The sequence below is a fragment of the Rhodobacter sp. Har01 genome (assembly GCF_020564565.1).
In the GTDB taxonomy this organism is placed as follows: Bacteria; Pseudomonadota; Alphaproteobacteria; order Rhodobacterales; family Rhodobacteraceae; genus Pseudogemmobacter.
On the sequence record NZ_JAJCTD010000003.1, the window covers coordinates 414,205 to 440,788 of the forward strand.

At 68.7% G+C, this 26,584-nt stretch carries 19 protein-coding genes; 7 read left to right on the forward strand and 12 right to left on the reverse strand.

The genetic code is table 11. From position 1 onward, the window contains the following. Positions 1-3 precede the first annotated feature (3 nt). The 6 genes from LHP98_RS10520 to LHP98_RS10545 all read left to right on the forward strand — a co-directional run bounded on the left by LHP98_RS10520 (position 4) and on the right by LHP98_RS10545 (position 6,881). On the forward strand, positions 4-1,089 hold the full coding sequence (locus LHP98_RS10520; RefSeq protein WP_227252490.1) for an ABC transporter ATP-binding protein: 1,086 nt from the start codon (positions 4-6) through the stop codon (positions 1,087-1,089). Continuing rightward, entirely contained in the window at positions 1,089-1,964 is an 876-nt protein-coding gene (locus LHP98_RS10525; RefSeq protein ID WP_227252491.1) for a carbohydrate ABC transporter permease, read from the forward strand. The genes LHP98_RS10520 and LHP98_RS10525 overlap by 1 nt, the downstream gene beginning before the upstream one ends. Then, positions 1,961-2,818, forward strand: a complete 858-nt coding sequence (locus tag LHP98_RS10530; RefSeq protein ID WP_227252492.1) for a carbohydrate ABC transporter permease — start codon at positions 1,961-1,963, stop codon at positions 2,816-2,818. The genes LHP98_RS10525 and LHP98_RS10530 overlap by 4 nt, the downstream gene beginning before the upstream one ends. Next, positions 2,818-3,219, forward strand: a complete 402-nt coding sequence (locus LHP98_RS10535) for a DUF2160 domain-containing protein (RefSeq protein ID WP_227252493.1) — start codon at positions 2,818-2,820, stop codon at positions 3,217-3,219. The genes LHP98_RS10530 and LHP98_RS10535 overlap by 1 nt, the downstream gene beginning before the upstream one ends. Before the next feature lie 91 nt (positions 3,220-3,310). Beyond that, complete coding sequence (locus tag LHP98_RS10540) at positions 3,311-5,014, forward strand: carbohydrate ABC transporter substrate-binding protein (RefSeq protein WP_413687705.1); 1,704 nt, start codon at positions 3,311-3,313, stop codon at positions 5,012-5,014. Positions 5,015-5,087: 73 nt separating this feature from the next. Continuing rightward, positions 5,088-6,881, forward strand: coding sequence for a thiamine pyrophosphate-binding protein (locus LHP98_RS10545; protein ID WP_227252495.1), 1,794 nt, complete (start codon positions 5,088-5,090; stop codon positions 6,879-6,881). Here the strand turns inward: LHP98_RS10545 and LHP98_RS10550 are convergent. The 7 genes from LHP98_RS10550 to LHP98_RS10580 form a co-directional block, all read right to left on the reverse strand. Next, on the reverse strand, positions 6,878-8,020 hold the full coding sequence (locus LHP98_RS10550) for an iron-containing alcohol dehydrogenase (RefSeq protein ID WP_227252496.1): 1,143 nt from the start codon (positions 8,018-8,020) through the stop codon (positions 6,878-6,880). The two genes, LHP98_RS10545 and LHP98_RS10550, sit on opposite strands and share 4 nt — an antisense overlap. Before the next feature lie 153 nt (positions 8,021-8,173). Next, complete coding sequence (locus LHP98_RS10555) at positions 8,174-9,607, reverse strand: gamma-aminobutyraldehyde dehydrogenase (RefSeq protein ID WP_227252497.1); 1,434 nt, start codon at positions 9,605-9,607, stop codon at positions 8,174-8,176. 11 nt (positions 9,608-9,618) lie between these two features. Further along, complete coding sequence (locus LHP98_RS10560) at positions 9,619-10,425, reverse strand: ABC transporter permease (RefSeq protein ID WP_227252498.1); 807 nt, start codon at positions 10,423-10,425, stop codon at positions 9,619-9,621. Further along, the gene (locus tag LHP98_RS10565) at positions 10,415-11,359 is read right to left on the reverse strand and encodes an ABC transporter permease (RefSeq protein WP_227252499.1); all 945 of its coding nucleotides are present in this window, start codon (positions 11,357-11,359) and stop codon (positions 10,415-10,417) included. Before LHP98_RS10565 ends, LHP98_RS10560 begins: the two co-directional genes overlap by 11 nt. Continuing rightward, positions 11,359-12,354 (reverse strand): ABC transporter ATP-binding protein, encoded by a 996-nt coding sequence (locus LHP98_RS10570; protein WP_227252500.1) that lies wholly within the window; start codon positions 12,352-12,354, stop codon positions 11,359-11,361. The genes LHP98_RS10565 and LHP98_RS10570 overlap by 1 nt, the downstream gene beginning before the upstream one ends. Before the next feature lie 94 nt (positions 12,355-12,448). Next, a complete protein-coding gene (locus tag LHP98_RS10575; protein WP_227252501.1) occupies positions 12,449-13,627 on the reverse strand; it encodes an ABC transporter substrate-binding protein in 1,179 nt (392 codons plus the stop codon). A 143-nt stretch (positions 13,628-13,770) separates the two neighbouring features. Continuing rightward, positions 13,771-14,673 carry a LysR family transcriptional regulator gene (locus tag LHP98_RS10580; protein WP_227252502.1) on the reverse strand — a complete coding sequence of 301 codons (903 nt, stop codon included), beginning with the start codon at positions 14,671-14,673 and terminating at the stop codon, positions 13,771-13,773. A gap of 492 nt (positions 14,674-15,165) precedes the next feature. Between LHP98_RS10580 and LHP98_RS10585 the strand changes: the two genes are divergently transcribed. Beyond that, positions 15,166-17,805 (forward strand): caspase family protein, encoded by a 2,640-nt coding sequence (locus LHP98_RS10585; protein ID WP_227252503.1) that lies wholly within the window; start codon positions 15,166-15,168, stop codon positions 17,803-17,805. A 139-nt stretch (positions 17,806-17,944) separates the two neighbouring features. Here LHP98_RS10585 and LHP98_RS10590 read toward each other — a convergent pair whose 3' ends face one another. From LHP98_RS10590 to LHP98_RS10610, 5 genes are all read right to left on the reverse strand, one after another. Continuing rightward, positions 17,945-18,082: a helix-turn-helix domain-containing protein gene (locus tag LHP98_RS10590; protein ID WP_227252504.1), complete on the reverse strand. Its 138-nt coding sequence runs from the start codon at positions 18,080-18,082 to the stop codon at positions 17,945-17,947. Further along, entirely contained in the window at positions 18,063-19,004 is a 942-nt protein-coding gene (locus LHP98_RS10595) for a response regulator (RefSeq protein ID WP_227252535.1), read from the reverse strand. The genes LHP98_RS10590 and LHP98_RS10595 overlap by 20 nt, the downstream gene beginning before the upstream one ends. An 81-nt stretch (positions 19,005-19,085) precedes the next feature. Continuing rightward, positions 19,086-19,685, reverse strand: a complete 600-nt coding sequence (locus LHP98_RS10600) for a DUF4118 domain-containing protein (protein WP_227252505.1) — start codon at positions 19,683-19,685, stop codon at positions 19,086-19,088. 176 nt (positions 19,686-19,861) lie between these two features. Then, positions 19,862-23,194, reverse strand: coding sequence for a hypothetical protein (locus tag LHP98_RS10605; protein ID WP_227252506.1), 3,333 nt, complete (start codon positions 23,192-23,194; stop codon positions 19,862-19,864). 12 nt (positions 23,195-23,206) lie between these two features. Continuing rightward, on the reverse strand, positions 23,207-26,584 hold the full coding sequence (locus tag LHP98_RS10610) for a hypothetical protein (protein ID WP_227252507.1): 3,378 nt from the start codon (positions 26,582-26,584) through the stop codon (positions 23,207-23,209).

Here is a 26,584-nt window from a genome sequence, read left to right on the forward strand (position 1 = left end):
GCGATGGCGCAGATCACCCTTTCCGGCCTGGCGCACAGCTACTTTCCCTATCCCAGGGGCGAGCAGGACTATGCGCTGAAGACCATCGACCTGACCTGGGAAGACGGCGGGGCCTATGCGCTGCTGGGCGCCTCGGGCTGCGGCAAGACCACGCTGCTGAACATCATCTCGGGGCTGCGGCGGCCCAGCCAGGGGCAGGTGCTGTTCAACGGCCAGGACGTGACCGACGCCCCCACCACGGCGCGCAACATCGCGCAGGTGTTCCAGTTCCCGGTGGTCTACGACACCATGACGGTGCGCGAGAACCTGGCCTTCCCGTTGCGCAACCGCGGCATGGACCGCGGCTATATCGACGCGCGCGTGCAGGCGGTGGCGCGGATGACGGGCCTCGAGGACCGGCTGAGCCGCAAGGCGCAGGGCCTGACGGCGGATGAAAAGCAGAAGATCAGCCTTGGCCGCGGCATGGTGCGCGAGGACGTCAACGCGATCCTCTTCGACGAGCCGCTGACGGTGATCGACCCGCAGATGAAGTGGGAATTGCGCACGCAGCTGAAGGCGCTGCACCGCGAGTTCGGCCACACCATGATCTACGTCACCCATGACCAGACCGAAGCGCTGACCTTCGCCGACAAGGTGGTGCTGATGCACGAAGGCCGGGTGGTGCAGCTGGGCACTCCGGAAGAGCTGTTCGCCCGGCCGGCGCATACCTTCGTGGGCTATTTCATCGGCTCGCCGGGGATGAACCTGTTCGACGCCAGCGTCGACGGGTCCACCGCCCAGGTCGGCCGCCACCGCATTCCGCTGGATGCCGATTACGGCGCGCAGGCGGGCCGGGTGCAAATCGGCATCCGGCCGGAATTCGTGACGCTGGAGCGCGACGGCGACCTGCCGGTCACCCTCCAGCGGGTCGAGGACGTGGGCCGCCACCGCATCGTCCGCGCCAGCCTGGACGGGATGGCGCTGGCCGCCGTGGTGCCGGAAGGGGTGGAGATCCCCGCCGATGCCAACAGCGTCACCTTCGACGCCGGGCAGATCGGCGTCTTCGTCAACGACTGGCGCATCGCGCCGCGCGGCCGGGGGGCAAGCTGATGCAGAAGACGCAGAACAACCGCGCCTGGTTCATGGTGCTGCCGGTGTTCCTGCTGGTAGCGTTCTCGGCGGTGCTGCCGCTGATGACGGTGGTCAACTACGCCTTCAATGACACCTTCGGCGAGAACGTCTTTTTCTGGGTCGGCACCGACTGGTTTCAGGACGTGCTGACCGATGACCGGATGTGGGCGGCGCTGAAGCGGCAGCTGATCTTTTCCGCCATCATCCTGGCCATCGAGGTGCCCTTGGGCATCGCCATCGCGCTCTGCATGCCCAAGCGGGGGATCTGGGCCTCGCTCTGCCTGGTGCTGCTGGCGCTACCGCTGCTGATCCCGTGGAACGTGGTCGGCACCATCTGGCAGCTGTTCGCGCGCATCGACATCGGCCTCTTGGGCTATACGCTGGACCAGCTGGGGATCAGCTACAACCTGGGCCAGAACGCCACGGCGGCCTGGATCACCCTGATCGTGATGGATGTCTGGCACTGGACCTCGCTGGTGATCCTGCTGTCCTATGCCGGGCTGCAGGCCATTCCGCAGGCCTATTACCAGGCCGGGCGCATCGACCAGGCCAGCCGCTGGGCCGTGTTCCGCTACATCGAGCTGCCGAAGCTGAAGGGCGTGCTGCTGATCGCGGTGCTGCTGCGCTTCATGGACAGCTTCATGATCTATACCGAGCCCTTCGTCGTCACCGGCGGCGGCCCCGGCTCGGCCACCACCTTCCTGTCCATCGACCTGGTGAAGATGGCGCTGGGGCAGTTCGACCTTGGCCCCGCCGCGGCCTTCTCGATCATGTATTTCCTGGTGATCCTGCTGGTCAGCTGGGCGTTCTACACGATCATGGTCAACCTCGACCGGGAGGACGTGCCGAAATGACCGCCGTCGCGACCGCCCTGCCCCGCCGCCGCCCCGCGCGCAGCCTTTCGGCCGGCACCGCCGTGTCGCGGGTGGCGCTGGTCCTGTACATCCTGTTCCTGCTGGTGCCGATCTACTGGCTGGTCAACATGAGCTTCAAGACCAACGTCGAGATCCTCAGCACCATGACGCTGTGGCCGGCCCGGCCGACGCTGCAGAACTACGTCAACATCTTCAGCGACAGCACCTGGTACATGGGCTATGTCAACTCGCTGATCTACGTGCTGATGAACACGGTGATCAGCGTCACCGTGGCGCTGCCGGCGGCCTATGCCTTCTCGCGCTACAGTTTCGTCGGCGACAAGCACCTGTTCTTCTGGCTGTTGACCAACCGGATGGCGCCGCCCGCGGTCTTCGCGCTGCCGTTCTTCCAGCTCTATTCCTCGATCGGGCTTTTCGACACCCACATCGCCGTGGCGCTGGCGCATTGCCTGTTCAACGTGCCCTTGGCGGTCTGGATCCTGGAAGGCTTCATGCGCGGCGTGCCGAAGGAAATCGACGAGACGGCCTATGTCGACGGCTACTCCTGGTTCCGCTTCTTCACCCGCATCTTCATGCCGCTGATCGCCAGCGGCATCGGCGTCGCGGCGTTCTTCTGCTTCATGTTCTCCTGGGTGGACCTGCTGCTCAGCCGCACGCTGACCTCGGTCAACGTCAAGACCATCGGCGTGGCGATGACGCGCACCTCGTCGGCCACGGGCCTGGACTACGGCACGCTGGCCGCCGCCGGGGTGCTGACCATCGTGCCCGGCGCCGTGGTGATCTGGTTCGTCCGCAACTACATCGCCAAGGGCTTTGCCCTGGGGAGGGTGTGATGAACGCCCGGGGCTGGACCGGCCTTTACCTGGGCACCGCCGCCGCGATGCTGGTCATCCTTGCGGGCATCGTCGCCGCCGTTCCGCGCGAGGACGGCGAATTCCTCTGGACCGAGCAGATGATCAGCGGCGGCTGGATGGCCTGGAGCTTTCCCATCGCGCTGTTCTTCTGGGTGATCGCGGCGACGCTGATCGTCTTTACCCTGCTGGCCGTCCGCTACCCGGAAACCCCCAGGGTCGGAATCCTGCGGATCGAAACAACGCGCGGCGACCGGCTGTTCATCACGCTGCTGGGCAGCGCCTTCATCAACCTGGCTTGGCTGGGCCTTGGCCTTGGCCCGCAACCCTATGCCCTGATCCCCTGCGCGATCTGGGCCGTCATCGTTTTTCGCTGGGTGTGACCCGCCCCGCGCGACAAGGCCGGCGCAGAACCGGCCCGCTGCACGACAAGACGCTATGGTTCAACATGAGGAGGATGGAATGAACCGTTTGATGTTTACGACGACAGCGGTGGGCCTTGCGCTCTCGCTGCCGGCCTTTGCCGACATGGAGGCGGCAAAGACGTTTCTCGATACAGAAATCGCCGGGCTGTCGGTGCTGGACCGCGCCGGCCAGGAAGCCGAGATGCAATGGTTCGTCGATGCGGCCGCGCCCTATGTGGGCATGGAGATCAAGGTCGTCTCGGAGACCATCACCACCCACACCTACGAAAGCCAGGTGCTGGCGCCCGCCTTCACCGCGATCACCGGCATCAAGATCACCCATGACCTGATCGGCGAAGGCGACGTGGTGGAACGGCTGCAGACGCAGATGCAGTCGGGCGAGAACATCTATGACGCCTACATCAACGACAGCGACCTGATCGGCACCCACTGGCGCTATCAGCAGGCGCACAACCTGACGGACTGGATGGCAGGCGACGGCGCGGCGGTCACCAACCCGGGCCTCGACCTGGACGACTTCATCGGCCTCAGCTTCACCACGGGGCCGGACGGCAAGCTGTACCAGCTGCCCGACCAGCAGTTCGCCAACCTCTACTGGTTCCGCTACGACTGGTTCACGGACCCGAAGACGATGGAAGAGTTCAAGGCCAAGTACGGCTATGACTTGGGCGTGCCGGTCAACTGGTCGGCCTATGAGGACATCGCCGAGTTCTTCACCGGCCGCGACATGTCCTACATCGGCGGGCCCGCGGAAGGCGTCTATGGCAACATGGACTACGGCAAGAAGGACCCGTCGCTGGGCTGGCGCTACACCGACGCCTGGATGTCGATGGCCGGCATGGGCGACAAGGGCGAGCCGAACGGACTGCCGGTGGACGAATGGGGCATCCGCGTGGATGAAAATTCGCGCCCCGTCGGGTCCTGCGTCGCCCGGGGCGGTGCCACGAACGACGCGGCGGCGGTCTACGCCATCACCAAGGCCGCAGAGTGGCTGCAGAAGTTCTCGCCCCCCGCAGCGCAGGGGATGACCTTCGCCGAAGCCGGCGCCGTGCCGGCGCAGGGGTCCATCGCCCAGCAGATGTTCTGGTACACCGCCTTCACCGCCGACATGGTCAAGCCCGGCCTGCCGGTGATGAACGAGGACGGCACGCCGAAGTGGCGGATGGCCCCCTCGCCGCACGGCGCCTACTGGTCGGAAGGCACCAAGATCGGCTATCAGGACGCCGGATCGTGGACGCTGCTCAAGTCCACCCCGGTGGACCGCGCCCAGGCGGCCTGGCTCTATGCCCAGTTCGTCACCTCGAAGACGGTGGACCTGAAGAAGGCCGACGTCGGCCTGACCTTCATCCGCAAGTCCACCATCGAAAGCCAACACTTCACCGACCGTGCGCCCAAGCTGGGCGGGCTGATCGAGTTCTACCGCTCGCCGGCCCGTCTGGCCTGGTCGCCGACCGGGACCAATGTGCCGGACTATCCGAAGCTGGCGCAGCTGTGGTGGCAGAACATCGGCGACGCGCTGTCGGGCGAGAAGACCGCGCAAGAGGCGCTGGATGCGCTGTGCGCCGAGCAGGAGAAGGTGCTGATCCGGCTTGAGAAGGCCGGCGTTCAGGGCGACATCGGCCCGAAGATGAACGAAGAGCAGGACCCGCAGGTCTGGCTGGACGCCCCCGGTTCGCCGGTGGCCAAGCTGGACAACGAGGACCCGGACCCGATCACCATCTCGTATGACGAGCTGATCAAGTCCTGGAACTGAGCTGACATTTGCGGCCGGCGGCGCCTGTCGCCGGCCGCATCCCTTTCCACGCCCTGCTGTCGGAGCCAAAGCAATGACCCATCCGAACCCCCATATCGGCGACATGCTGGCCGAAATGCTGGCGCAATCCGGGGTGGATTACGTCTTCGGCATGCCCGGCGGCCAGACCACCGCGCTGCATGACGGCATCTCGCGCCGGCAGGACCGCATCCGCCACATCCTGATGCGCGACGAAAGGAACGCCGCCTATGCCGCCGACGGCTATGCCCGGCTGACCGGCAAGGTCGGCGTCTGCGACGTGACCGTGGGGCCGGGGTCGAACCTGCTGCCGGCCGGGTTTCTTGAGGCGCTGAACGCCTCGATCCCGATGCTGGGCATCATCGGCGAACTGCCGTCCGACTGGCTGGCCCTGCGCGAGAAGGGCATCGCCAGCCAGGGCTATGACCAGCTGGCACTGTTCAAGACCTGCTCGAAGGCGGCCTTCATGGTGCCATCGGTCGCCGCCCTGCCGGACCTTCTGCGCACCGCCCTGCGGATCGCCACCGCCCCGCGCCCCGGCCCGGTGGCGCTGATCATCCCGCATGACATCTTCGATGCCGACTGGGACGAGGCCGCGCTGCCGGTGGTGGTGGACGACCGCACCCGCCGCATCCCCTATCTGCGCAGCGTGCCGCCCGCCGACGACATTGCCCGCGCTGCCGCGCTGATCCGCAAGGCGCAGCGCCCGGCGCTGGTCTGCGGCGGTGGCGTCCACGGCTCGGACGCGGCGGCGGACGTCACCGCGCTGGCCGACATGCTGGACGCGCTGGTCGTGACCTCGCTTTCCGGCAAGGGCGCGGTGCCGGAGACCCGGCCCTATGCCGCCGGCGTGCTGAACCCCCTGGGCGCCAAGGCCGCCATCGACCTGGTGCCCGAGGCCGACCTGGTGATCTGGTGCGGATCGAAGGTCAGCCAGAACACCGGCATGAACTGGACCCTGCCGACGCCGGAACAGGCCACCATCACCATCGACATCGACCCCTTGGAGCATGGACGCACCTTCCGCCCGACGATCCCGCTGTTCGGCGACGTGCGCGACACCGTGCGCGCCCTGCACGCCGCGCTGGGCAAGGGCACGGCGGGCACCAGGCCCGACTGGATGGAGCGGATCGCCAAGATCAAGGCCGCCTGCGAGGCCGAGACCGCCGAGGAAATGGCCTCGACCCAGGTTCCGGTCCTGCCGCCCCGCGTCGCGGCCGAGATCGGCAGGCGGCTGGGCGAGGACGATATCATCGTCTCGGACGCCTCTTTCGCGGCCGGCTGGATTGCCGGCTACATCCCGGCGCGCAAGCCGGGGCGGCAGTTCCTGTTCGCCCGCGGCCAGGGGGGCCTTGGCTATTCCGTCCCCGGCGCCATCGGCGCGGCCACCCAGCTTGCCCCCGGCGCGCGGGTGGTCACGCTGGCCGGCGACGGGGCGTTTTCCTACACCATCGGCGAGCTGGCGACCCAGGCGCAATACAACCAGCGCATCGTCAACGTGGTGATCAACAACGGCAAGCTGGGCTGGATCAACCTCTGGCAGGAGATCTTCTTCAAGAACCCGATCTCGTCCTCGCTGGAGACCCAAGGGGTGGTGCCGGGCTATGCCGCGGCGGGCATGGCGATGGGGCTGAAGGGGTTCTACGTCGAGAAACCCGACGAGATCGGCGCGGCACTGGATGCGGCCTTTGCCCATGAAGGGCCTTCGGTGGTGGAGATTCGCATCGACGACCGCGCGACACCGCTGCACGGCTTCAAGCGCCGGATGCGCGAGACCGAGGACAAGCCGCGGCCGCGCCCCGGCACGGTCTACAAGCTGCGCGCCTGGAAGGTCTCGCCCGACCTTTAGGCGGCCGCGGTCAGGCAGGCCAGCAGCGCGGCCTCGTCCAGCGCCACCGGGTTGCCGGCCATGGAGCTGGAGGTCAGTGCCTCACGCGCCACCCGGGCGTGCAGCGCGGGGTCCAGCCCCATCGCCGTCAGCCCCAGCAGGCCGGCGTCGCCTGCCCAGGCGTGCAGGGTCTGTGGCGCATCTGTCGCCGCGCCGCCAAGCACCCTGGCGATGGTCGCGCAAACCTCGGCGATCCGCCGCGCGGTCTCGCCCGCCGCCACCTCGCGGTTGGCCGCCAGCACCGGCCCGATCAGCGCGCCGCAGACCGCCCCATGCGGCGCCGGTGACAGCCCGCCGATCACCCCGGCCAGGCCATGCACCGCGCCAAGGCCCGCATTGGCCAGCGCCATGCCGCCGGTCAGGCTGACGAAGGCCATCTCGTCGCGCGCCGCAGGGTCTTCGGCCTGCATCAGCCGCGCCAGCGCCACCAGGCCGTGGCCGATGGCGGGGGCGGTGATCGCGTCGGTGAAGGGCGTGGCCTTGCGCGACAGGTAGGGTTCGATCACCTGCACCACCGCATCAAGGCCCGAACCCAGGGTGACCGACCAAGGACTGTGGTCGGTCAGCGCCGGATCGACGATGGCCAGCCGCGGCAGCATCCGCGGGTCGCGCAGGCTGACCTTGCGGCCATGCTCGGGCAGGCCGATCACCGCATTGCGCGTGGCCTCGGCCCCGGTGCCTGCAGTGGTGGGCAAGGCGACGAAGGGCAGCGGGTTGGCAGTCAGCGGCAGGCCCTTGCCCACCACCTCAAGGTGGTCCATCGGCCCGCCCGGCGCGGGCAGCAAGGCCGCCAGCGCCTTGCCGAAATCCATTGCCGCACCGCCGCCAATGGCGACCACCCATGCGGGCGCAGGTCCTGTCCTCAGCCTGGCCAGCGCCACCTCCAGCAGCGGAAGCGTCGGTTCGGTCGGGCAGGAGACAACCGTGATTTCAGCCCCTTCTGCCCGAAGCGCGGCCAGCAGCCAGTCGGCCCGTCGGGCCGATCCACCATGCACCAGAACGCCGCGCGGACCCCAGGCCCGGATCAGCACCGGCGCACGCGCAGCGGTGCCGCGACCGAACTGGATCTGGCCCGGCAGCGCGATGGCGAAGGGGGTCATGGTCGGTCTCCTTGGCGCCTTCGCCTTGGCGTCACAAGCTCGCCAATCCGGCAGCCCGTTTCAAGGCCGTTCTGTCCGCTGCCTGCATCGTGCTGGGCCTGCGGCATCGGCCGATCCGTCGGCAGGGCAAGAATCGTGACCACGCCAGGGGCATCATCCGTGCTTGACCATGACGTGCCGCACCACCGTGTAATCCTCAAGTGCATAGACGGACATGTCCTTGCCGTAGCCCGACTGTTTCATCCCGCCATGCGGCATTTCGTTGACCAGCATGAAATGCGTATTGACCCAGGTGCAGCCGTAGCGCAGCCGTGCCGCCGTGGCCATGGCGCGGCCGACATCCCTTGTCCAGACCGAGGAGGCCAGGCCATAGTCGCTGTCGTTGGCCCAGGTCACCGCCTGTTCGACGTCCGAGAAGGGCGTGATCGAGACCACCGGGCCGAACACCTCGCGCCGGACGATTTCGTCATCCTGTTTCGCGCCGGCGATCACGGTCGGTCGGTAATAGAAACCCTTGTCCATCGTCTCGCCGCCGGTGGTGACTTCGATGTGATTCAGCTCGCGCGCGCGGTTGACGAAACTTGCCACCCGGTCTCGCTGGCGCAGGCTGATCAGCGGGCCGATCTCATTCGTCGCATCGTCGTCGTTGCCAAGCTGGATGGTGGCGACGGCAGCGGACAGGTCGGCCACCAGATTGTCATAGACCTTCTTGCCGGCGTAGATGCGGCAGGCTGCGGTGCAATCCTGGCCTGCGTTGTAATAGCCGAAGGCGCGCAAACCATCGACGACCTCGGCCACGTCGGCATCATCGAAGACGATGACAGGCGCCTTGCCGCCCAGTTCCAGATGGGTGCGCTTCACCGTCTTCGCCGCGGCATCCAGCATCTTGCGGCCAGTGGCAACGTCGCCGGTCAGCGAGATCATGTCGACACCAGGGTGGTTGATCAGGCTGTTGCCTACCGAATGGCCGCGCCCCGCAATCACGTTCACCACCCCTTCGGGCAGTTCCTCGGCCAGGATGCGCGCCAGTTTCAGCGCGGTCAGCGGGGTCTGTTCCGAGGGCTTGAAGACCACGGTATTGCCGCCGCCGATGGCGGGGCACAGCTTCCAGGCCATCATCATCAGCGGATAGTTCCAGGGCGCGATCGACGCGACGACACCGATCGGATCGCGCCGGATCATGCTGGTGTGGCCAGCCAGGTATTCGCCTGCGACCATGCCGTGCTGGGTGCGCACGGCGCCGGCGAAGAACCGGAAGCAATCCACGATGGCGGGGATCTCGTCATTCGTGGCGGCGTTGATCGGCTTGCCGCAGTTCAGCGCCTCCAGTGCGGCGAAGACCGCGCCCTCGGCCTCGATCCGGTCGGCGATGCGAAGCAGCGCGGCGGCGCGTTCGGCCGGTGTCGTACGGCTCCAGCCGTCGAAGGCGCGGCGCGCGGCGGCCACGGCGGCATCGATCTGGCTGGTCGAGGCCTCGGCCACGTTCAGGATCAGCTCGCCCGTGCGCGGGTTCAGGATCGGCTCGGGCGCTTCCTGTCCTGGCTGGAATTCGCTGCCGATCAGCAGCGCGGTGTCGAACTGGGTCATGTCTGTCTCCTTCATTTGCCCGCGCCGGCAGTGTGTTCGCCATCGCGGGTCAGGTAGTAGGCGGCAAGAATGGGCAGGAAGGTCATGGCGACAACGACGATCGCGACGACATTGGTCACCGGACGCTGCCGGGGGCGCACCAGTTCGGTCAGCATCCAGATCGGCAGGGTGGACTGCTGGCCCGCGGTAAAGGTGGTGACGATCACCTCGTCGAAGGACAGCGCAAAGGCCAGCATGCCGCCAGCCAGGAGCGCCGAGCCAAGGTTCGGCAGAAGGACGTAGCCGAAGGTCTGGAAGCCATTGGCGCCAAGGTCCGCCGAAGCTTCAAGCACGCCGCCGTGCAGCCGGCGGAAACGGGCAACGGCATTGTTGTAGACGATGACGATGCAGAAGGTGGCGTGGCCCAGGATGATGGTCCAGACCGAAAAGGGAATGTCCACCACCGAAAAGGCAGAGCGCAGCGCCATTCCGGTGATGACGCCGGGCAGCGCGATGGGCAGCAGGATCAAGAGCGAAACCTGTTCGCGCCCGAAAAAGCGGCTTTGCGCCATGGCGGCGGCGACCAGCGTTCCCAGGACCATGGCGATCAGCGTCGAAACCGCGGCAACCTGCAGCGACAGCCAGAGTGGCGGCCAGATATCGGCCCGGTTCCAGGCCACGGCGAACCATTTCAGGGTCAGGCCAGGCGGCGGGAACTGGTAGCTTTTCTCTTCGGTGGTGAAGGCATAGAGGAAGATCAGCAGGATCGGCAGGTGCAGGAAGGCAAGCCCCGCGCCGGCGGCGATCTTCAGGCCGGGAGAGGCGCGCTCAGAGGGCATCGAAGGCCCCCAGGCGTTTCGCGATGGCCAGATACACCAGCATGATCACGATGGGCACCACGGCGAAAGCCGCGGCCAGCGGCAAGTTCCCGGCGGTGCCCTGGAACTGATACACTGCCAGGCCGATGAAGCGGGCCGAATTGCCGATGATCTGGGGGATGATGTAGTCGCCAAGCGTCAGCGAGAAGGTGAAGATCGACCCCGCCACGATGCCCGGCAGCGCCAGCGGCAGGATCACCGTGCGGAACGCCTGCCCGCGGCTTGCGCCCAGATCGGCCGCGGCCTCCAGCATCGAGCCCGGCACCCGCTCCAGCGCCGCCTGCATCGGCAGGATCATGTAGGGCATCCAGATGTAGACGAAGACGATGAAGGTGCCGACGGGTGAGGTCGACAGCGACGAGCCGCCGAACCATTGCTCGTCGAGCGCGCGGCCCAGAAGCGGCCCCGCACCGGCCCGTTCGGCGAGCCAGGTGACGATGCCTTCGCGGGCCAGGATCAGCTTCCAGGCATAGACCTTGACCAGGTAGGACGACCACAGCGGCAGCATGACCCCCAGGTAGAACAGCGCCTTCCAGCGGCCGCGGGCGAAGCGGGCGGCGAAATACGCGATGGGAAAGGCGATCACCGCACTGGTCAGCGTGACCAGAACCGCCATGGTCAGGGTGCGCAGGATGATGTCCAGGTTCTGCGCCCGGAACAGCTCGGCATAGGTCTTCAGGGTGAACTCGGGCACGACCAGGCCCGAGAATTCGTCGATGGAATAGAAGCTCTGCAAGAGCAGCGCCGCCAGCGACCCCAGATAGACCACGCCCAGCCACAGCAGCGGCGGGGTCAGGAGCAGCACAAGCAGCACCCGCGGATGCCGCCAGAAGACAGCGGTCAGCCGGTCGGCGGGGCCGCGCTCGGGCAGGACGGCGGGCGCGTCGCTCAGCATCAGCCCTCCATCACGTGCAGGGCGGCGGGGGCGAAGACGGGCGAGGCCTCGCTGCCGATGTCGGGGATCGGGTCTCCGGCGGGGACATAGGCGGCAACCTCGACCTCGCCGATTCGCAGCACGACGCGCGACCCCGCACCCAGGTAGCGCACGGCCGAGACGGTGCCCCGGACCGGGCCAACAGCGGCCAGCCGCACCGATTCCGGCCGCAGGCTTGCCCAGGCGGCGGGGCCACCCAGCGCGCGGGTCAACTTGGGCGGCAGCACGTTCGACGAGCCGACGAAATCGGCGACGAAGCGTGACTTCGGCCGTGTGTAGACGTCTTCCGGCGTGCCGATCTGCGCGATCTTGCCTTCGTTGAACACGGCCAGGCTGTCGGCCATCGACAGCGCCTCGTGCTGGTCATGGGTGACGAAGACGAAGGTGATGCCCAGCCGCTTTTGCAGTGCCTTCAGCTCGTCCTGCATCGCCTCGCGCAGCTTGAGGTCAAGCGCGCCCAGCGGTTCGTCCAGCAAGAGCGCGCGCGGTTCGTTGATCAGCGCGCGGGCCAGCGCCACACGCTGCCGCTGCCCGCCGGAAAGCTGCCCCGGCCGGCGGTCACCGTAGCCTTGCAGTTTCACCAGCGCCAGCAGCTCTTCGGCCTTGTCCCGCCGCCGGCGCCGATCCACGCCCTTGACCATCAACCCATAGGCCACGTTCTCCCGCACCGTCATGTGCGGGAACAGGGCATAGTCCTGGAACACCGTATTCACGTTGCGCCGATTGGGTGGCACATCGCTGACGTCCTGCCCGTGGATCAGGATGTGACCTGCGGACGGCTTCTCGAAGCCCGAAATCAGTCGAAGGCAGGTGGTCTTGCCCGAGCCGGACGGCCCCAGCATGGCAAAGAACGCCCCTTCGGCGATGGTCAGATCGACCGAGTCCACCGCGCGCACCGCGCCGAAATGGCGCGAGACGGCACGGAATTCGACGGCCGGGGTCGGATCAGGGGTCATGGGGGCGTCCGGTCGGAGGTGGAACATCGCGGGCAGAGCCTGCCCGGGCAAGAGAGCGGGGGGCCGGACCGGCCCCCCCTGCCGCTGCTGCGCCTCAGCGCCCGCCGATCACGCCGATATAGTCGCTGACCCAGCGATAATAGGGCACGCAGGCCCCTTCGCCCTGCGCGCAGTTGGCGACGGGCGTACGCCAGAACCGGATTCGGTCGAAATCGTCCAGGCCGTTGGCGGTGCAGCCCTCGGCCGTCTGCATCCCCCGCCCGTCGGTGCAGGCGGCCGGCACCGAAGGCACCGCGCCGAACCAGACCGAGAGGTCGGATTGCAGGTTCGACGACAACTGGTGTTCGAACCACATGTAGGCGCAGTTGGGGTGTTCACTGTCCACATGCAGCATGGTGGTATCGGCCCAGCCGGTCGCGCCTTCCTGCGGGATGACCGAGGCGACGGGCTGCCCCTCGCCCTTCAGCAGGTTCACCTGGAACGGCCAGGAACCCGAGGCCACCACGCCCTCATTCTTGAAGTCGTCGATCTGGATGAAGGCATCGTGCCAGTAGCGGCTGACCAGTTTGCGCTGCCCGCGCAGCAGGTCCAGTGCGGCGGCATACTGTTCCTCGTTCAGTTCGTAGGGATCGGTGATGCCCAGTTCCGGTTTGTGGGTCATCAGGTACTGCGCGGCATCGGCAATGTGGATCGGTCCGTCATAGGCCTGCACCCGACCTTCGTTCGACTTGCCGTCGGGCAGGTCCATCTTTTCGAAGACCACGTTCCAGCTGGTCGGCGGTTCCTTGAAGACGTTGGTGTTGTACATCAGGACGTTCGGGCCCCACATATAGGGCACGCCATAGTGCTTGCCATCCAGCGTGTGCCAGGGTGCATCCTTCAGGCGGTCGTCGACGGTGGACCAGGACGGGACCAGAGCGGTGTTGATCTCCTGCACCCGCTTGCCCGCAATCAGTCGCAGCGAGGCGTCGCCGCTTGCCGTCACCAGATCAAAGCCGCCCTCGTTCATCAGCGCCACCATCTCGTCGCTGGTGTTGGCGGTCTTGATGCTGACCTTGCAGCCGGACGCTGCCTCGAACTTGGTGACCCAGTCGAAGGCCGGGTCGGTCTCGCCCCGTTCGACATAGCCGGCCCAGGCGACGATCGACAGCGCGCCCTCTCCGGGGCCGATCTCGGTCATCTGCGCATGGGCGGGGGACAGCGCCGTGGAAAGGCCCAGCACTGCGGCAAGGGTCAGCGGCGCGGCATGCGTCATCCGTTGGGTTCTGGTCATGGTGGAACTCCCTGGTGGTGGTGCGCCCGCGGGTCAGCCGGTCGGGCGCGGCCGGTTTTCCGGTCTCGACGCGCATGCTGGGGCTGGCCCCGAGCTTTCGCAAACACAAAATCAGGATGGGCGGTATCGGGTTTTCCGATGGCTCACCGCTCGGCCTGGCCGGTCTGGGCCGAGCGGACGAAGTTCAGGGCCGGACCGGAAAGCGGCGCTCCACGGCGCCAGGCCAGACCGACCTGGACCGAAGGCAGATCGCCCGAGACATCGCGGATCTCGATCCGGTCGCCTTCCAGCGACCAGGGTCGGTAGACCAGACTGGGCAGGATCGCCAGCCCTGCGCCGGTGGCGACAAGGCTTCGCACCGCTTCGACGCTGCGGGTGCGGAAGGCGATTTCCGGCTTCACCGGCAGAGCTGCGGTCAGGCGGCGCATCGATTCCTCGATCTCGTCCACCATGAGCTGGATCATCGGCCGCCCGGCCAGTTCATCGAGACCTATCGATTCCTGCAGAGCAAGCGGGTGGCCCAGCGGCAGCCACAGCCGGTAAGGCGAGACGAGCAGCGTCTCGACATGCAGCGCCATGCGGTCGCGGACCGAAGAGGTCAGCAGGACCGCCACGTCCAGTTCGCCGCCGATCAGCAGATGTTGAAGATAGTCCCCCGAATCCTCGATGACGTTCAACTCGATCAAGGGAAAGGCCCGGCGAAACCGCTGCAGGATGTCGGACAGCACATAGCCCGCAACCAGCGATGTCACGCCCAGAGAAAGCCGTCCTCGCACCTCTTCGGCATCGTCGCGAAAGGCGGTCCGGGCGGCCGCGACATCGGCCAGGATCTGGCGTGCATGGCGCAGGAAAACCGAACCGCGATGGGTGATCACCAGGCCGCGCGCCTGCCGCTCGAAGACGCTGACGCCAAGATCGTCCTCAAGCGCCCGGATCGCCTCTGTCACACTGGACTGCGAGATCGACAGCGCCCGCGCGGCACCCGAGACGCTGCCCGCCTCGGCCGCGGCAACGAAGAACTGAAGCTGGCGCAGGGTGAAGGCCATGTTGCTTTCGGACCGATCCGAAGCCGATGTTTTCAGGTTCGTCGCACCGGACGCAAGCCCGCTTGCGCGGCTGGGTTCCGGCGGGGCCGTCCGGACCCGGGGAGACCTTGCGGCCTCTGGTGTGCTTCGGTCGTCGCCAGCCCAAGCGCGAACCGGCAGGGGCCAAGGCGCATCCTGTCCCGATCCTCCCCGGATCGCAGGGTCTTCTGGTCGAAGAGGTGCCGACAGAGCCGTGAACGGCGGCGAATCCCTGAAGGCTCCGCATTCGCCGGACCCTTTGCAGCATCCGTTGTCGTCGCCGGGGTGTATCCTGTGATTTGTCGTCGCGATTGCCGGCCCACGCTCCGACCATGCGACCCTCCACACCCCTGCTGGAACCCTGTTCCGCTGCCGCTTCGGGGTCTGGCCCTGCGGCCGAAGGACTGCGCGCGCCACGTTGCCAGAACTCTTGGCACAGGTCACAGTCGATTTGTGTCCACAAGGTGCAGCGCGATGCGTTTCGTCTTCCCGCTTTTGCTGGCGCTGGCTTCGGTCGCGTCGCCCTGCGCGGCCGAGGGCCGCTTTGCCCTTGTCCTTGCCGAGGCCGATTATGATCACCTGCGCGACCTGAAGAACCCGGTCTCCGACGCGACCGCCATGGCGGCGCTCCTGGAAGACCTTGGTTTCGATGTCACGCTTGAGACCGACCGCGACGCCCGCCGCACCCGCCGCGCGCTGGACGATTTCGCCGCGGATGCCGCCGGCGCCTCGCTGGCATTGGTCTATTATTCCGGACACGGCACCGAAGTGCAGGGCGAGAACCGCCTGTTGCCCACCGACACGCTGGTCGACAGCCCCGAGGCTCTGGCGGCTTCATCGCTGCCATTGTCCGAGGTGGTGGCGACCCTGGCCGCCGTCGCGCCTTCGGCAATTCTGCTGGTCGATGCCTGCCGCAACGATCCCTTCGCCGGGACCCCGCTGGAAGACCTGTCGCGCGGCGCCGTGCCCTTGGCGATTGACGGCCCTCCCCCGGCAATCGCCCCCGGCTTCGCCCGGGTCGGCCGCGCCGAAGGGCTGGTCTATGCCTTTGCCACCGCGCCGGGTGACACCGCATCGGACGGCACCGGCGAGCATTCGCCCTTTGCCGAGGCCCTGTTGCGCCACTTGTCCACGCCGGGGCTGGAGTTGCGCACCGCCCTGACGCTGGCCACCCAGGACGTCTATGACCGCACCCGCGGCGACCAGACGCCCTATTTCGAATCCGGCCTGCCCGACCTGATCTTCACCGCCGGGCAGCCCGGCGCGCTTTCGGAACGTGACGCGCTCTTGCTGGCCATGGCCGACCTCTCGCCCGACCTGCGCACCGAGATCGAGCGCCTTGCGGCCGACCGCAAGATGCCGCTCGCCCCGCTTTACGCCGCCCTTCTGTCGGCGGACCTGGCCGAAAAGGGCGCCACCGCCCGCAGCGCCGCGCTGATCGAAGCCGCCGATGCCTATGCCGATTTCCAGGCCAAGCTGCTGTTGTTGTCGCCGACAGACCCGCGCGTGGCCGAGGTCCGCGCCGCCGCCACTTCCGACATGGACCTTGGCGCCGTCGCCACCGCCTTCGACCGCTATGACGAAGCTGCCGCGCTGGACGCCGAAGCTGCCGCCGCTTCGGAAGACGTGTTCGTCGCACGCACCGTCTCGCAGGCCGAGACGCTGCTCTTGAAGGCCGACGCCGCCCGCAGCCGGCTGGACCACGCCACTGCGCTGGCCGCCTTTGCCGAGGCCGAGGCGCTGCTGGCCCGGATCGAGCCGCTGGGCCTTCCGCGCACGGCGATGAAGGCCCGCACTGGCGCGCTCTGGGATGTGGGCGACTTGCAGGTTCTGCTGGGTAACACCGGCGCGGCGCTGGCAGCCTATCAAGCCTGGCAAGGCATCGCTGCCGCCCGCAGCGCCGCAACTCCGGACGATGCCGAGTTGCTGCGCGATCTTGAGGTCAGCCACAACAAGATCGGTGATGTCCTTGCGGCCTCCGGCGACCTTGCGGGCGCGATGGCCGCCTATACGGCGGCCCAGGCCCTTGCCGCGGTGCTGGCCGACCGCGACCCGCAAGACCGGAAGGGCCAGTCGGACCTGGCCGTCAGCCACATCAAGCTTGGCGACATCCGCGCCAATCAGGGGGATGCGGCCGGGGCCGAGGCCGACTTCCGCGTGGCGCTGGCGGTCATGCAGCAACTGGCCGCGCGCGATCCGGCAAATGCAGACTGGCAGCGCGACCTGGCCGTTGCGCAGGAACGGCTGGGCGATACCCTCATCTCTCGCGGCAACCTGGCCGGCGCCGAAGCGGCCTATCGCGCCGCACTGGCCATTCACGAAGCCCTTGCAGCGCGCGACCCGACGAACCTGGACTGGCAACGCGATCTGGCGGTGGGCCAGGAAAAGACCGGCGACATCCTGGCCGCGCGGGGCGACCTTGCGGGGGCAGAGGCCGCCTATCGCGCGGGCCTTGTCATCGCCGAAAGGCTGGTGGCGGAAGACCCGGCGAACAGCCTCTGGCAGCGCGACCTGTCGGTCAGCCACAATTCCATCGGCGATCTACTGCTGCAGCAAGGTGACCTGGCCGGCGCCGAGGCCGCCTATCGCCGCGCGCTTGTCCTGCGTGAGGCGCTGGCCGCCCAGGACCCCGCAAACAGCGACTGGCAGCGCGACCTGTCGGTCAGCCACAGCAAGCTGGGCGACGTCCTTTCTTCCCTGGGCGACCTTCCCGGGGCCGAACGCGCCCACCGCACCGCACTTGCGATTGCCAAGGCTCTTGCGGCGCGCGATCCATCCAATACCGAGTGGCAACGGGACCTGTCGGTGTCCGGCGAACGCCTTGGCGATGTGCTGCTGAGCCGCGGCGACATGGTCGGCGCCGAAGCCGCATACCGCGCCTCGCTTGCCATCGCCGAGACGCTGGCAGCCCGCGATCCGGCCAACACCGAATGGCAGCTCGACCTGGCTATCAGCCGGATCAAGCTGGCCTTCTTCACCCCCGATCCGCGGGCCGGGCTGGACCAGGCCCTGGCGCTGCTGCTGCAATTGCAGGACCAGGGCCGTCTGCCCGCCAACTATGTCGCCGTGATCGAGTCGGTCCGTTCGACCCTCGCCAGCCTTCCCGCGCCATAGGCGGACGGAAGCGCGCTGTACTGGCGGATTCCCCGCAGAAACGAAGGCTTTCTCGTACATGTCGAACTGCGTGGGCCGGATGACGCCCCCCGCAGACCGCGGTCTGCGGACGTGACCGTTCTCCCGGAGTGGCCGCGTGCTACCTCTCGGCCAGGCGGTAGCCGACGCCCTTCTCGGTGAAGATCCTGTGCGGGTTGACGGCGTCGCCCAGCTGGCGGCGCAATTGGCGGATGTAGACCCGCAGATACTGCCCGTCCTCAACACGGGCCGGGCCCAAGAGGGCCCTCAGGATCATGTCCTGGGTGACCAGCCGGCCACGGTTGCCGGCCAGCATCCAGCGCCTCGACCTTGCCGGCCTCGTCCGAGCGGGCCGAGAGGATCAGCACCGGAACCGCGCTCCAGCCGCGAATTTCGCGCAGGACGGCGAGGCCGTCAGCGGCGGGCAGACCGAGGCCAAGGATCACCAGCCCCGGGCTTTCGCGCGCAGTGTCGGCGAGGGCTTCGCGGGCGGTGGCGGCCTTGATCACGGAATGGCCTTCGGATTGCAGGGCCACCCGCAGGAACCGTCGGATCTGCGCCTCGTCATCGGCCACCAGGATGCGGGCGGGGTCGGTCATGCGCTGGCGGGCGCTGCCGATCAGTTCGGCCAGGTCCAAGGGCGCCAATCGCGCTCGCAGCGCTCCATGGCCAAGGCGGGTCAGGTCCAGGAGGTTCTGCACGTAGCGATCCAGCCGCTCGCCCTCATCGCGGATGTTCTCGGCCAGATCCTGCCGGGCAGCGGGCGGCAGGAAGGGGGTTTCAGCCAAGCTGCAGGCTGCGCCGATGATGGTGACCAGCGCCGCCCGCAGATCGTGGCAGACCGACGACAGAAGCGCCGTGCGCGGGCGTTCCATCTCGGTCGCAAGCTGGGCCGGGGCCAGCTGTTCGGTCTGGCGCTGGCGTTCCAGCCCAAGAGCGATCTGGTCGATCAGCGCCTCAAGCAGACGGCGGTCGGTGCGGGCAATGTCGCGTTCATCCGGGAAGGCAATGCCGAGGTCGCCCAGCTTGCGGTCGCCGGTGGCGATGGGCAGGAAGAACCAGCGCGCGGTGGGCAGGGTGTCGGAACCATGGACTGCAGGCTGTGACTTGTCCCCGGCGAATTGTGCAGCGGACTGGTCGCACGCCTCAAGCCGGTCTTCGGGTCGAAAGCCCCCCACCACCTGCAACTCGCCGCCGGCACCGGATCAGCAGCACCGCCTTGCAGCGCAAGGTCAAGGCGATGTGGCTGACCGAGGCCCAGATCACGTCATCCGCCGTGGCGGCCGAGGCCACCTTGCGGCTGACGTCGAACGGCCTGTTGGCGCGGTCGGCAGGGGCGGCCTGGGCAGTGACTCCGGCGCGCAGGCGGGACGCGAGGTTGCCGGTGAACAGCGCGAGGCGGCGTGGAACAGGCCCAGGGTCAGCACCTCGCCCTGGCGCGAGACGCCCAAGGCAAAGCGTGGCTCGGTGAAGAAGAAGTCGTGGGCGAAGAAGCCCAGGACTGCGGCGGCCAGCGCCGGGCCAAGGCCGCGCCGGCTGTGGACGACGACGACCGAGGTCATGAAGATGACGGACAGGCTGGCCACCGGAAACGGCCGCTCGGCGGCATAGGCCAGGATCGCATCGGCGACGTCGCGCTCGGCCTCAAGCGTGGCCGGTTCGGTGCCCAGCCGCTCGGCCAGCCGCAGCGAGGTGGCCAGCCGGCGCGGCCAGCGGCCGGGGATGGCATTCGCCGCCATGTGTTCGCGCAGTTGCGCATCGACACGCTCGGCGGCCGTGCGTATCCGCAAGGCCCGCAGTGCCGGTTCCTGGCCCGAGTTGCCCGTCTCATCGGCGGTCCACGGTTCCCGGATCGACGACACGGCTGCTGGACACGCTCGCATTGCCGACGTGTCGACGGGTCAGGGTTTCGACGCGGTGCGAATGCTGCCGGCAAGCAGTCCCCTGTGCATTCGGCGCCTTGCAGGCGAACTGGTCGGCGATCCTGGGGCTGAACCGGTTCCACTGAAGACGCGCCCGGAAACGGCGCCCGGACGTGTTACCGGATCGCGTTTCCAGGGTCACTTGACGCGGCTGCCGTAAGGGCGGCCAGAAGCGCGGCCCAATCGACCGGGGGTGTTCCGTCCGGGTTCCAGATCAGGTGGTCGGCCGGGGTCGTGGTGTCGGGCGCCGCCGGATAGGCGGTCGGCGCGACGCGACCGAAACCATCGCCCGCATTCAGCGCCTTGAGCGCGGCCACACAGTGTTCGGGCGCGACCGGCAGCAACCCCGCGCGCAGGCCAAGCATCTGCTCGATCAGTTGCACCCGGGCGGCGGCGACCTGCGCCGGACGGCCATCCGCAAGCGTATCGTCGAACAATGCCGCGGAAAGCGCGCTGTCGAAGGTCAGGCCGCGCCGCCAGAGATGCGCAGTGCCGGTCAGCAAGACCGCGTCATCTACCACCACCGTGGTTGCGGCAAGGTGCAGCTTGCGTCCGACGCCGGCGATCGGGCTGAACAGCACCACCCGGTCACCGGCGGCATCTGCAAGGCGCTTGAGTGCGGCCTTGACCCCCGCCGTGCGGATCGCCTCCAGCTTGGCGGTGCGGTCGGGCAGCCAGCCTTCGGCCACGCAAAGCACGACCGACAGACCCGGCCGCGCATCAAGCCGGGTTTCTAGCGCTCCGATCAGGTCGATGGACCCGGCATTCGCGGACTGCGTGTCGATCGCGGGGGTCTGCAGATAGACGAAGTCCTCGGCCCGGGCGATGGCCGCCTGCGCGGCGCGGGCAAAGCCCTGCACGCCCGATCCGGTCTTCCACAGCACCCGGTCCACTGCAGCGGCCAGCGCATCGTCATCGAAGGTCGACGTGTCGATCAGGCTGTCAAGAGTGCCAAGGCCCAGCGAGGAAAGCGCGGTGTCGATCCGGCCTTTCAGCGTGGTCCAGGACTGGCCGGGCTGGAAGTTGGGAAAAACCCCGGCCATGGCGCGGAACACGGCATCGCCCGCCATGCCCGAGGCCAGGGTTTCCAGGGCAGCGGTCCAGACCGAAGCGCCGGTTGGGGCGGCGGCCGGGGTCACCGGGGCCGCCGCGCGGGTGAGGAACGTCTGAAGATCGGCCGCGCCCCGTTCATCGGCAAGGGGGCGCAGCGCATCGGCCGCAGGCCCGGCGAAGGATACCCCCTCGCCGTGGATCTCGGGCGCAGCCGTGACACCGGGGTGGCCAAGACGCGCGGGCGGCGCTTCGTGCCAGGGCGCGCGGCCGGGTGTGGCGCCGATCAGACCGGTGTTGCCGCCGGGCTCGTGCGCGAGCAGTTCCGCGCGCTCCTGGCTGGGGCCCGGGGCACCGAAGGTGGTGACGAAGGGCGCGCCACCGCGTGCGCGGTGCACCCGCGCCGGCCCACCGGGCACGGCGGCCACCGGCAGCGAACCCGCGGGCGTCTGGCCGAAGGCGGGGGTCACGGTGACCAGCGTGTCGGTCGCGGCGGCGGCGTTGGGCAGGCTTGCCGCGGTGCGGTCGGCAGGCAGGACCGATGCCGGGTCGACCAGTTGGCAGGCCCCCGCGGCCAGTGTCCCGGCAACGGCAAGAAGCCTCTGACCCGCAGCAAGCGCGCCGGCTCCGCGGGTAAGCGGCACGCCTTGCTCGGGCACCCATAGGGTGACGCCCGCAGGCGTCGAGCCGTCGGCGGGAAGCGAAAGCACCGCCCCCCCGGCAAGCGGCGGGCGCGCGAAGCGGATGTCGGTATAGACCCGGTCATCGCTGCCGGTGACGATCAGAAGATCGGCCGACAGGGTGACCGAACCGTCCGCGGCACCGGCAGTGCCATCGGGAAGCGGCAGCACCAGAAGCGCTTCTCCCTGCGCGTCGGCAAGTCCTGCTGCACCGGTCTGCCGGAAGCGGCGGCCGGTTGTGGTGTCGCGCCCATGCGTCCACAGCCGCACCCAGGCGCCCGCCGGAAGCGTCCGGTCGAAGTGGACGGCGACGCTCTGCCCGGTCACCGTGCCCCCGGCAGCCGTGCCGGAACCCGCAATCGCGCGAACCGTGAGGGCCGGGTCGTTGACATCGGCAAGCAAGGTCGCAGGCAGCGCGGGCGGCGTCTGGGCGCCCCAGTCGGCATCAAGTTCCGGCACCATCAGCGTGGCATTCCCCGCCCCAAGCACCGCCATCGCGGCCGTGGTGGCGGCGTCGGTCGTCAGGTGCACGGGGGCTGCAGCCGTATTCGGGAACGCGGTCACTCGGCGGCGGGGGTCCTGCTGCGGGTTCGTTGCATTGCCGGCCCGGGTCTGGCCGGTCAGATGTGCCTCGACCTCGACCACAGCCACCCGCAGGAAGTCGCGGGCAATCGGATGGGCACCACCAATCCAGGCGGCGAATGGGGTAGCGGTGGCGATCGGGGCATAGGGCCCAAGCGGCAGGGGGGCAAGGCGTGCGACGGGCGCGGTGTCGGTGTCGGGGTCGGCAGGTGCCGCGCTGAGCGTGATTGCGGCCGAGGCGCCCAACTGGAACAGCCGGTTGTTGGCGTCCAGTGCGGTCAGGCCGGTGGTCTGAATCCGACCACCAAGGTCGGCGGCTATCGGTCCCTCATGCGCCGAGACAAGATGCACGATGCGGCCGGTGGCAGCCGCCGCCGTCCGCTGCTCGGCCGGGTTGGTCGAAGCAAACAGGTTTTCCCATTGCGCGGTCTGGGCCATGAAGTTCAGCATCACCGCCACCGAGCCGGCATCAAGCGGCCGGCCGCGGCGGTCGAAGGCCCAGAGCTTGACGCTGAGCGCTCCGCCAGGGCGATTCTTCAGGATGACGCGGTCGTCCATCCCGGGACGGGCCAGGATCGCCGCCGGCGTCTCGGCATTTGCCAGGGTGCCGCCTGAAAGGGCAAGTCCGATGTAGGTCGCCTTGTCGGCGTCGGTCGAGATGTCCGAAGGGTACACCGGCCCGAAAAGCGAAAGCGTGTCGGCGGTCGAAAGCACTCCCGGCGCGATCTCAAGTGCCAGGCAGGCGAGGCGGGGGCGGGCCGGAGTGGGAGCGCTGGGGAGCGCGCCGCCTTCGGGCCGGGGGACGACCGAGGTCAGTGCGGCAAGCCGCTCCGCCACCTCGGGCAGAAGCCTGTGTAGAACGACCGTCGCGCCGGTGGCAAAGGCAGGCGTGCCGTCGGCCTTGCGCAGTCCGGCCAGCGGGCGCTGTCGCGGGTCGGCAACGATATGCCACGAGGCAAGTCCGCCGGCGGCCGCGTGCCACTCGATGGCCCCGGTCAGGATCAAGGGGCAGGCGAGGTCGGCATCGGGCAGCGGGATGGACAGCGTGGGCGGTTCGTTCGCCGGGTCCAGGAACCACGGACCGATGGCCGGCGAGGCAAGGCCCAGGGTGTTCGGCGCAGGACTGAGCAGGACCATCGGGCGGCGTCCTCAGGTTAGCGTGATGTCAAGCGGTGGTGCGGTGCGCCCCACAGGGTCGATCAGGGTGGCGCGGAAGCGGGTGCCGACGGGCGTCACGAAGCCCGGCGCATCGTCCACCGCCGCAAGCAGGACCGGGATCCCGCCGATGGCCATTTCGGCCACGATCCGCATCGGCTGCCCAGGCAGCGCGCGGTCCAGCCGCACGCGGTAGGGTCCCAGGGCGGGTGGGGCAAGCGGATCTGGGTGGGTGGCGACAAGCACCGCGTCGGTTCGCCCGCCGGCAACGGCCGTCCCGTCCCAGCGATCAAAGGCCAGGGCCGCGGGTGGATCGGGCGGGATCACAGCCACGGTCACCGGGTCGGACACCCGGCTCCAGAGCCCCGCCATTGACGAGCCGGACTCTGGCGCGCCTTGGGCGTCGGCAAACCAGGTGTGGTTGACAAAGGCGGCAAGCCGCGCCGAAGGCTTGACCTGAGCCGCGCCGATGTCGCGGAAGACCGCCACCTGTGCCCCGGTCGCAGGGTCGGCGGTGCCGAAGGGCAGCGTCGCGACGACCGGGGCCGCCAGCGGATCGACCCGCCCGGCACGGCTGCGGTAAAGCCGCGCGGTCTGGCCCGCGGTCACGCCTGCCGGCAGGGTGACCGTCACTTCGGCGACCAGCGCAGGCTCGCCCGCCTCGGGTGGCACGATCCGGACCTTGACGCTTGGTCGCGGCGGCGGATCGCTGTTCGGCACGCCGTAAAGCACCAGATCGGCAGCCGAGAGGTCGGGCCGGGCGCCGGACACAGCGCTTTCGGGCACGATCTTGTAGCCATTCAGCACCCGCGACGACCCCGAAACCGCGTGCCGAAAGCCCAGCATCCCCGGCGCCGTCTCGACCACCACGCCGTCGAGGCGTTCATAAAGGTAGTCGGGGAACTCGCCCTGCCGGGCGCGGTAGGTGCCCGCGCGCGCGGCGCGGTTGGCATTGGCGCGAAGCGCGTCGGCGGTCGCGGTGTCGCCGGTCGCGACAAGATGCGCCAGAAGCCGCGTCTCGTCTGTGTAGTAGACCGCCCAGCCGATCGGCGAGCCGGCGGGCTGAGCCCAACTCCGCTCGACCCAGGCGAGGCCGGTCGCGTCCGGCCGAGAACTGTAGAGCAGTGTCTCGGGGATCGGCACCGGCACCGGTGCGCGCGGATCGGCCATCCGCAGGCGGACCACCTCGGAGCGCACCGAAAGCTGGCCGCCGGTGTCTTCCCATTCCGCCGACAGCAGCATCCGGCGCAGTTCCATCGGCTGAAGGATCGGCCCCTGGAAGCGGACCGGCACCGCGCGGCCTGGCGACGGGGCGCCCGGACCGGGCGGAGGGATCGCAACGGCGGTGCCCACCGAAGCGACCATCACCGGCAGCGCAATCGGGGCGCCGGGCACGGCGCCGTCGGCGATGTGGCTGGCATGGACGCGCACCCGCGCCAGCAGGAAGCTGCCTGGCGCCAGCGCCGCAGCTTCGGGCAGCGGGATCAGTGCGTCGATCTGCCCGCCCTGCAGCGCGGCTTGCGCCGCCGCCGGCTGGCTGTAGGTCGCCCGGATCGTCGGGCGCGGCGGCCGGGGTCTGAGGCCGGCTGCCGCATCCGTCGCCGCAAAGGGCGACCAGCGGCCGAAGCGGTCGCATTGCGCGACGAAGTAGCGGGCCGTATCGGCTGCGGCCCGGCGGTCGAACAGCGTGCCCCGCCCCGGCGTGTCATCCGGCGGGCTGGTGCCGTCGGCCACCTGCACGCCAAGCGCAAGCGGCACGCGCCAGCCGTTGTCGGCGCTGGGATTGAGCGGTCGGTAACTCCCCGCGGGTGCGGGCTGGCGGCGTCCGAAGGCGAGTGTCGCGGCAACCCGAACCCCGGCGACCGCGACGCCCACCTCGCGCACAGCCGCGGGCGGCAGGGCGGGCAGCCATTGCAGATGGCTGGCGGGGCCGGCACCGGGCATGTCGGGCGGATCCAGCGGCGCCAGCCGGTCGGCCACCGCAAGGGTGGACAGCGCCATGTAGTCCCGCCCCTCGTCAAGGAACTTGCCGTGAATCTCGTGGCCCTGCGCGCGCAACAGCCCCTCGATCCGCTCTTGCACCTCACGTCGGACGCTTTCGGCGGTGGCGGTTCGCTCATCCAGCGGCACACCGGCGATGGCGACCCGGTAGCCGGCCTGCGCGGCCTGCGACGCCGGGTCCTCGGCAGGCGGCATCGGTTGGTCGCGGAAGTAACCGAGCACCCGGTAGAACACCATCCGGTCCTCGACCTCGACGAAATCCTTGTCGCGGTCCTTGTAGCCAAGGTAAGTCGCGGTCCCGGCGTCGGCCTGCGCCTGCAGCACGCGGATCAGCCGCGGCGTCTGGAAGGTGCTGGTCTGGCCCGGCCCGCTGGCCAACGGAACGCCCGCGGCATCGGTCACTGTCTCGATGACGGTCTGCAGAAGCTGCGGGTCGGCATCGTTGATCAGCCGGGCAAGGTCGCCGTCGAGCGGCTTGAAAAGGCTTTCCACACGATCGCGCTCCTCGGGTTCGGAAAAGCCCGGGGCGGCGGCGGGGGCCGGGGCATCGGTGGTGTCCTGCAGCGGGCGGCGCTTCGGCGCCTGGCGGTCCACTCGATTGGCGGCAAGCTTGCGCGGCTCGGAGATCGACATGTAGCGCGGCCCGCCCTCGGTGGGCAGGTTCAGCGCGCTGATCGTCTGCCACGCCAGCTTCTGCGGGTCCTCGCCGGCGATCCACAGGATGCCCTCGATCACGCCCTCGCCGGTCACGTGCAACTCGCGGATACCGGGGGCGGACAGGATGTAGGGGTCGGCAGAGCGGCGGCCGACGAAGGCCGGCCCCTGGGTCAGCGAGGCCATGTAGGCTTCGACCGCAAGTCCATCTCCCGCCAGAGCCCGCGATGCGATCCCGGCAAGGCCGCCCCCTGCGGGGGCCAGGCGAAGGCGCGCGGGGTCGATCTCGGGGCGAATGGCCCTGGGTGGCGCAATGACCGGAAGCGGCCGGATGTCGCCCGGCACCGCGATCGGTGGCCGCGGATCGGGTTGCGGCTGCAGGTCCGGCACCTGTCCACGTTCGCGTCGGACAATCAGATGAACCCAGATGCAGGTCGCGCCCGGCCCGCCAAGGCTGATCGTGACGGGTTGCTGCCTGGTGACCGCAACCGGCAGCGCAAGCAGGCCCGCGGGGCCGGCAAAGGTCGCTTCGGTGCGGTACTGCACGTCCTTGCGCGATCTTGGCACCGCGCGCTGAAGGATGAAGGGGGCCACCGGAAGGCCGAGGAAGGGATGGTGGCTGACCCGGACATGGTTGCCCGGCTGGGCGTGTGGCTCGTCAATCGCGGCGGGCAGCGCGTGGGCATTGAAGAGCGCGGGGTTCACGAAATCTGCCAT

Bases quoted from the DNA above. Each gene is read 5' to 3' on its own strand.
- LHP98_RS10520 (WP_227252490.1), top strand. From the start codon at position 4: ATGGCGCAGATCACCCTTTCCGGCCTGGCGCACAGCTACTTTCCCTAT.
- LHP98_RS10525 (WP_227252491.1), top strand. From the start codon at position 1,089: ATGCAGAAGACGCAGAACAACCGCGCCTGGTTCATGGTGCTGCCGGTG.
- LHP98_RS10530 (WP_227252492.1), top strand. From the start codon at position 1,961: ATGACCGCCGTCGCGACCGCCCTGCCCCGCCGCCGCCCCGCGCGCAGC.
- LHP98_RS10535 (WP_227252493.1), top strand. From the start codon at position 2,818: ATGAACGCCCGGGGCTGGACCGGCCTTTACCTGGGCACCGCCGCCGCG.
- LHP98_RS10540 (WP_413687705.1), top strand. From the start codon at position 3,311: ATGTTTACGACGACAGCGGTGGGCCTTGCGCTCTCGCTGCCGGCCTTT.
- LHP98_RS10545 (WP_227252495.1), top strand. From the start codon at position 5,088: ATGACCCATCCGAACCCCCATATCGGCGACATGCTGGCCGAAATGCTG.
- LHP98_RS10550 (WP_227252496.1), bottom strand. From the start codon at position 8,020: ATGACCCCCTTCGCCATCGCGCTGCCGGGCCAGATCCAGTTCGGTCGC.
- LHP98_RS10555 (WP_227252497.1), bottom strand. From the start codon at position 9,607: ATGACCCAGTTCGACACCGCGCTGCTGATCGGCAGCGAATTCCAGCCA.
- LHP98_RS10560 (WP_227252498.1), bottom strand. From the start codon at position 10,425: ATGCCCTCTGAGCGCGCCTCTCCCGGCCTGAAGATCGCCGCCGGCGCG.
- LHP98_RS10565 (WP_227252499.1), bottom strand. From the start codon at position 11,359: ATGCTGAGCGACGCGCCCGCCGTCCTGCCCGAGCGCGGCCCCGCCGAC.
- LHP98_RS10570 (WP_227252500.1), bottom strand. From the start codon at position 12,354: ATGACCCCTGATCCGACCCCGGCCGTCGAATTCCGTGCCGTCTCGCGC.
- LHP98_RS10575 (WP_227252501.1), bottom strand. From the start codon at position 13,627: ATGACCAGAACCCAACGGATGACGCATGCCGCGCCGCTGACCCTTGCC.
- LHP98_RS10580 (WP_227252502.1), bottom strand. From the start codon at position 14,673: ATGGCCTTCACCCTGCGCCAGCTTCAGTTCTTCGTTGCCGCGGCCGAG.
- LHP98_RS10585 (WP_227252503.1), top strand. From the start codon at position 15,166: ATGCGTTTCGTCTTCCCGCTTTTGCTGGCGCTGGCTTCGGTCGCGTCG.
- LHP98_RS10605 (WP_227252506.1), bottom strand. From the start codon at position 23,194: ATGGTCCTGCTCAGTCCTGCGCCGAACACCCTGGGCCTTGCCTCGCCG.
- LHP98_RS10610 (WP_227252507.1), bottom strand. From the start codon at position 26,584: ATGGCAGATTTCGTGAACCCCGCGCTCTTCAATGCCCACGCGCTGCCC.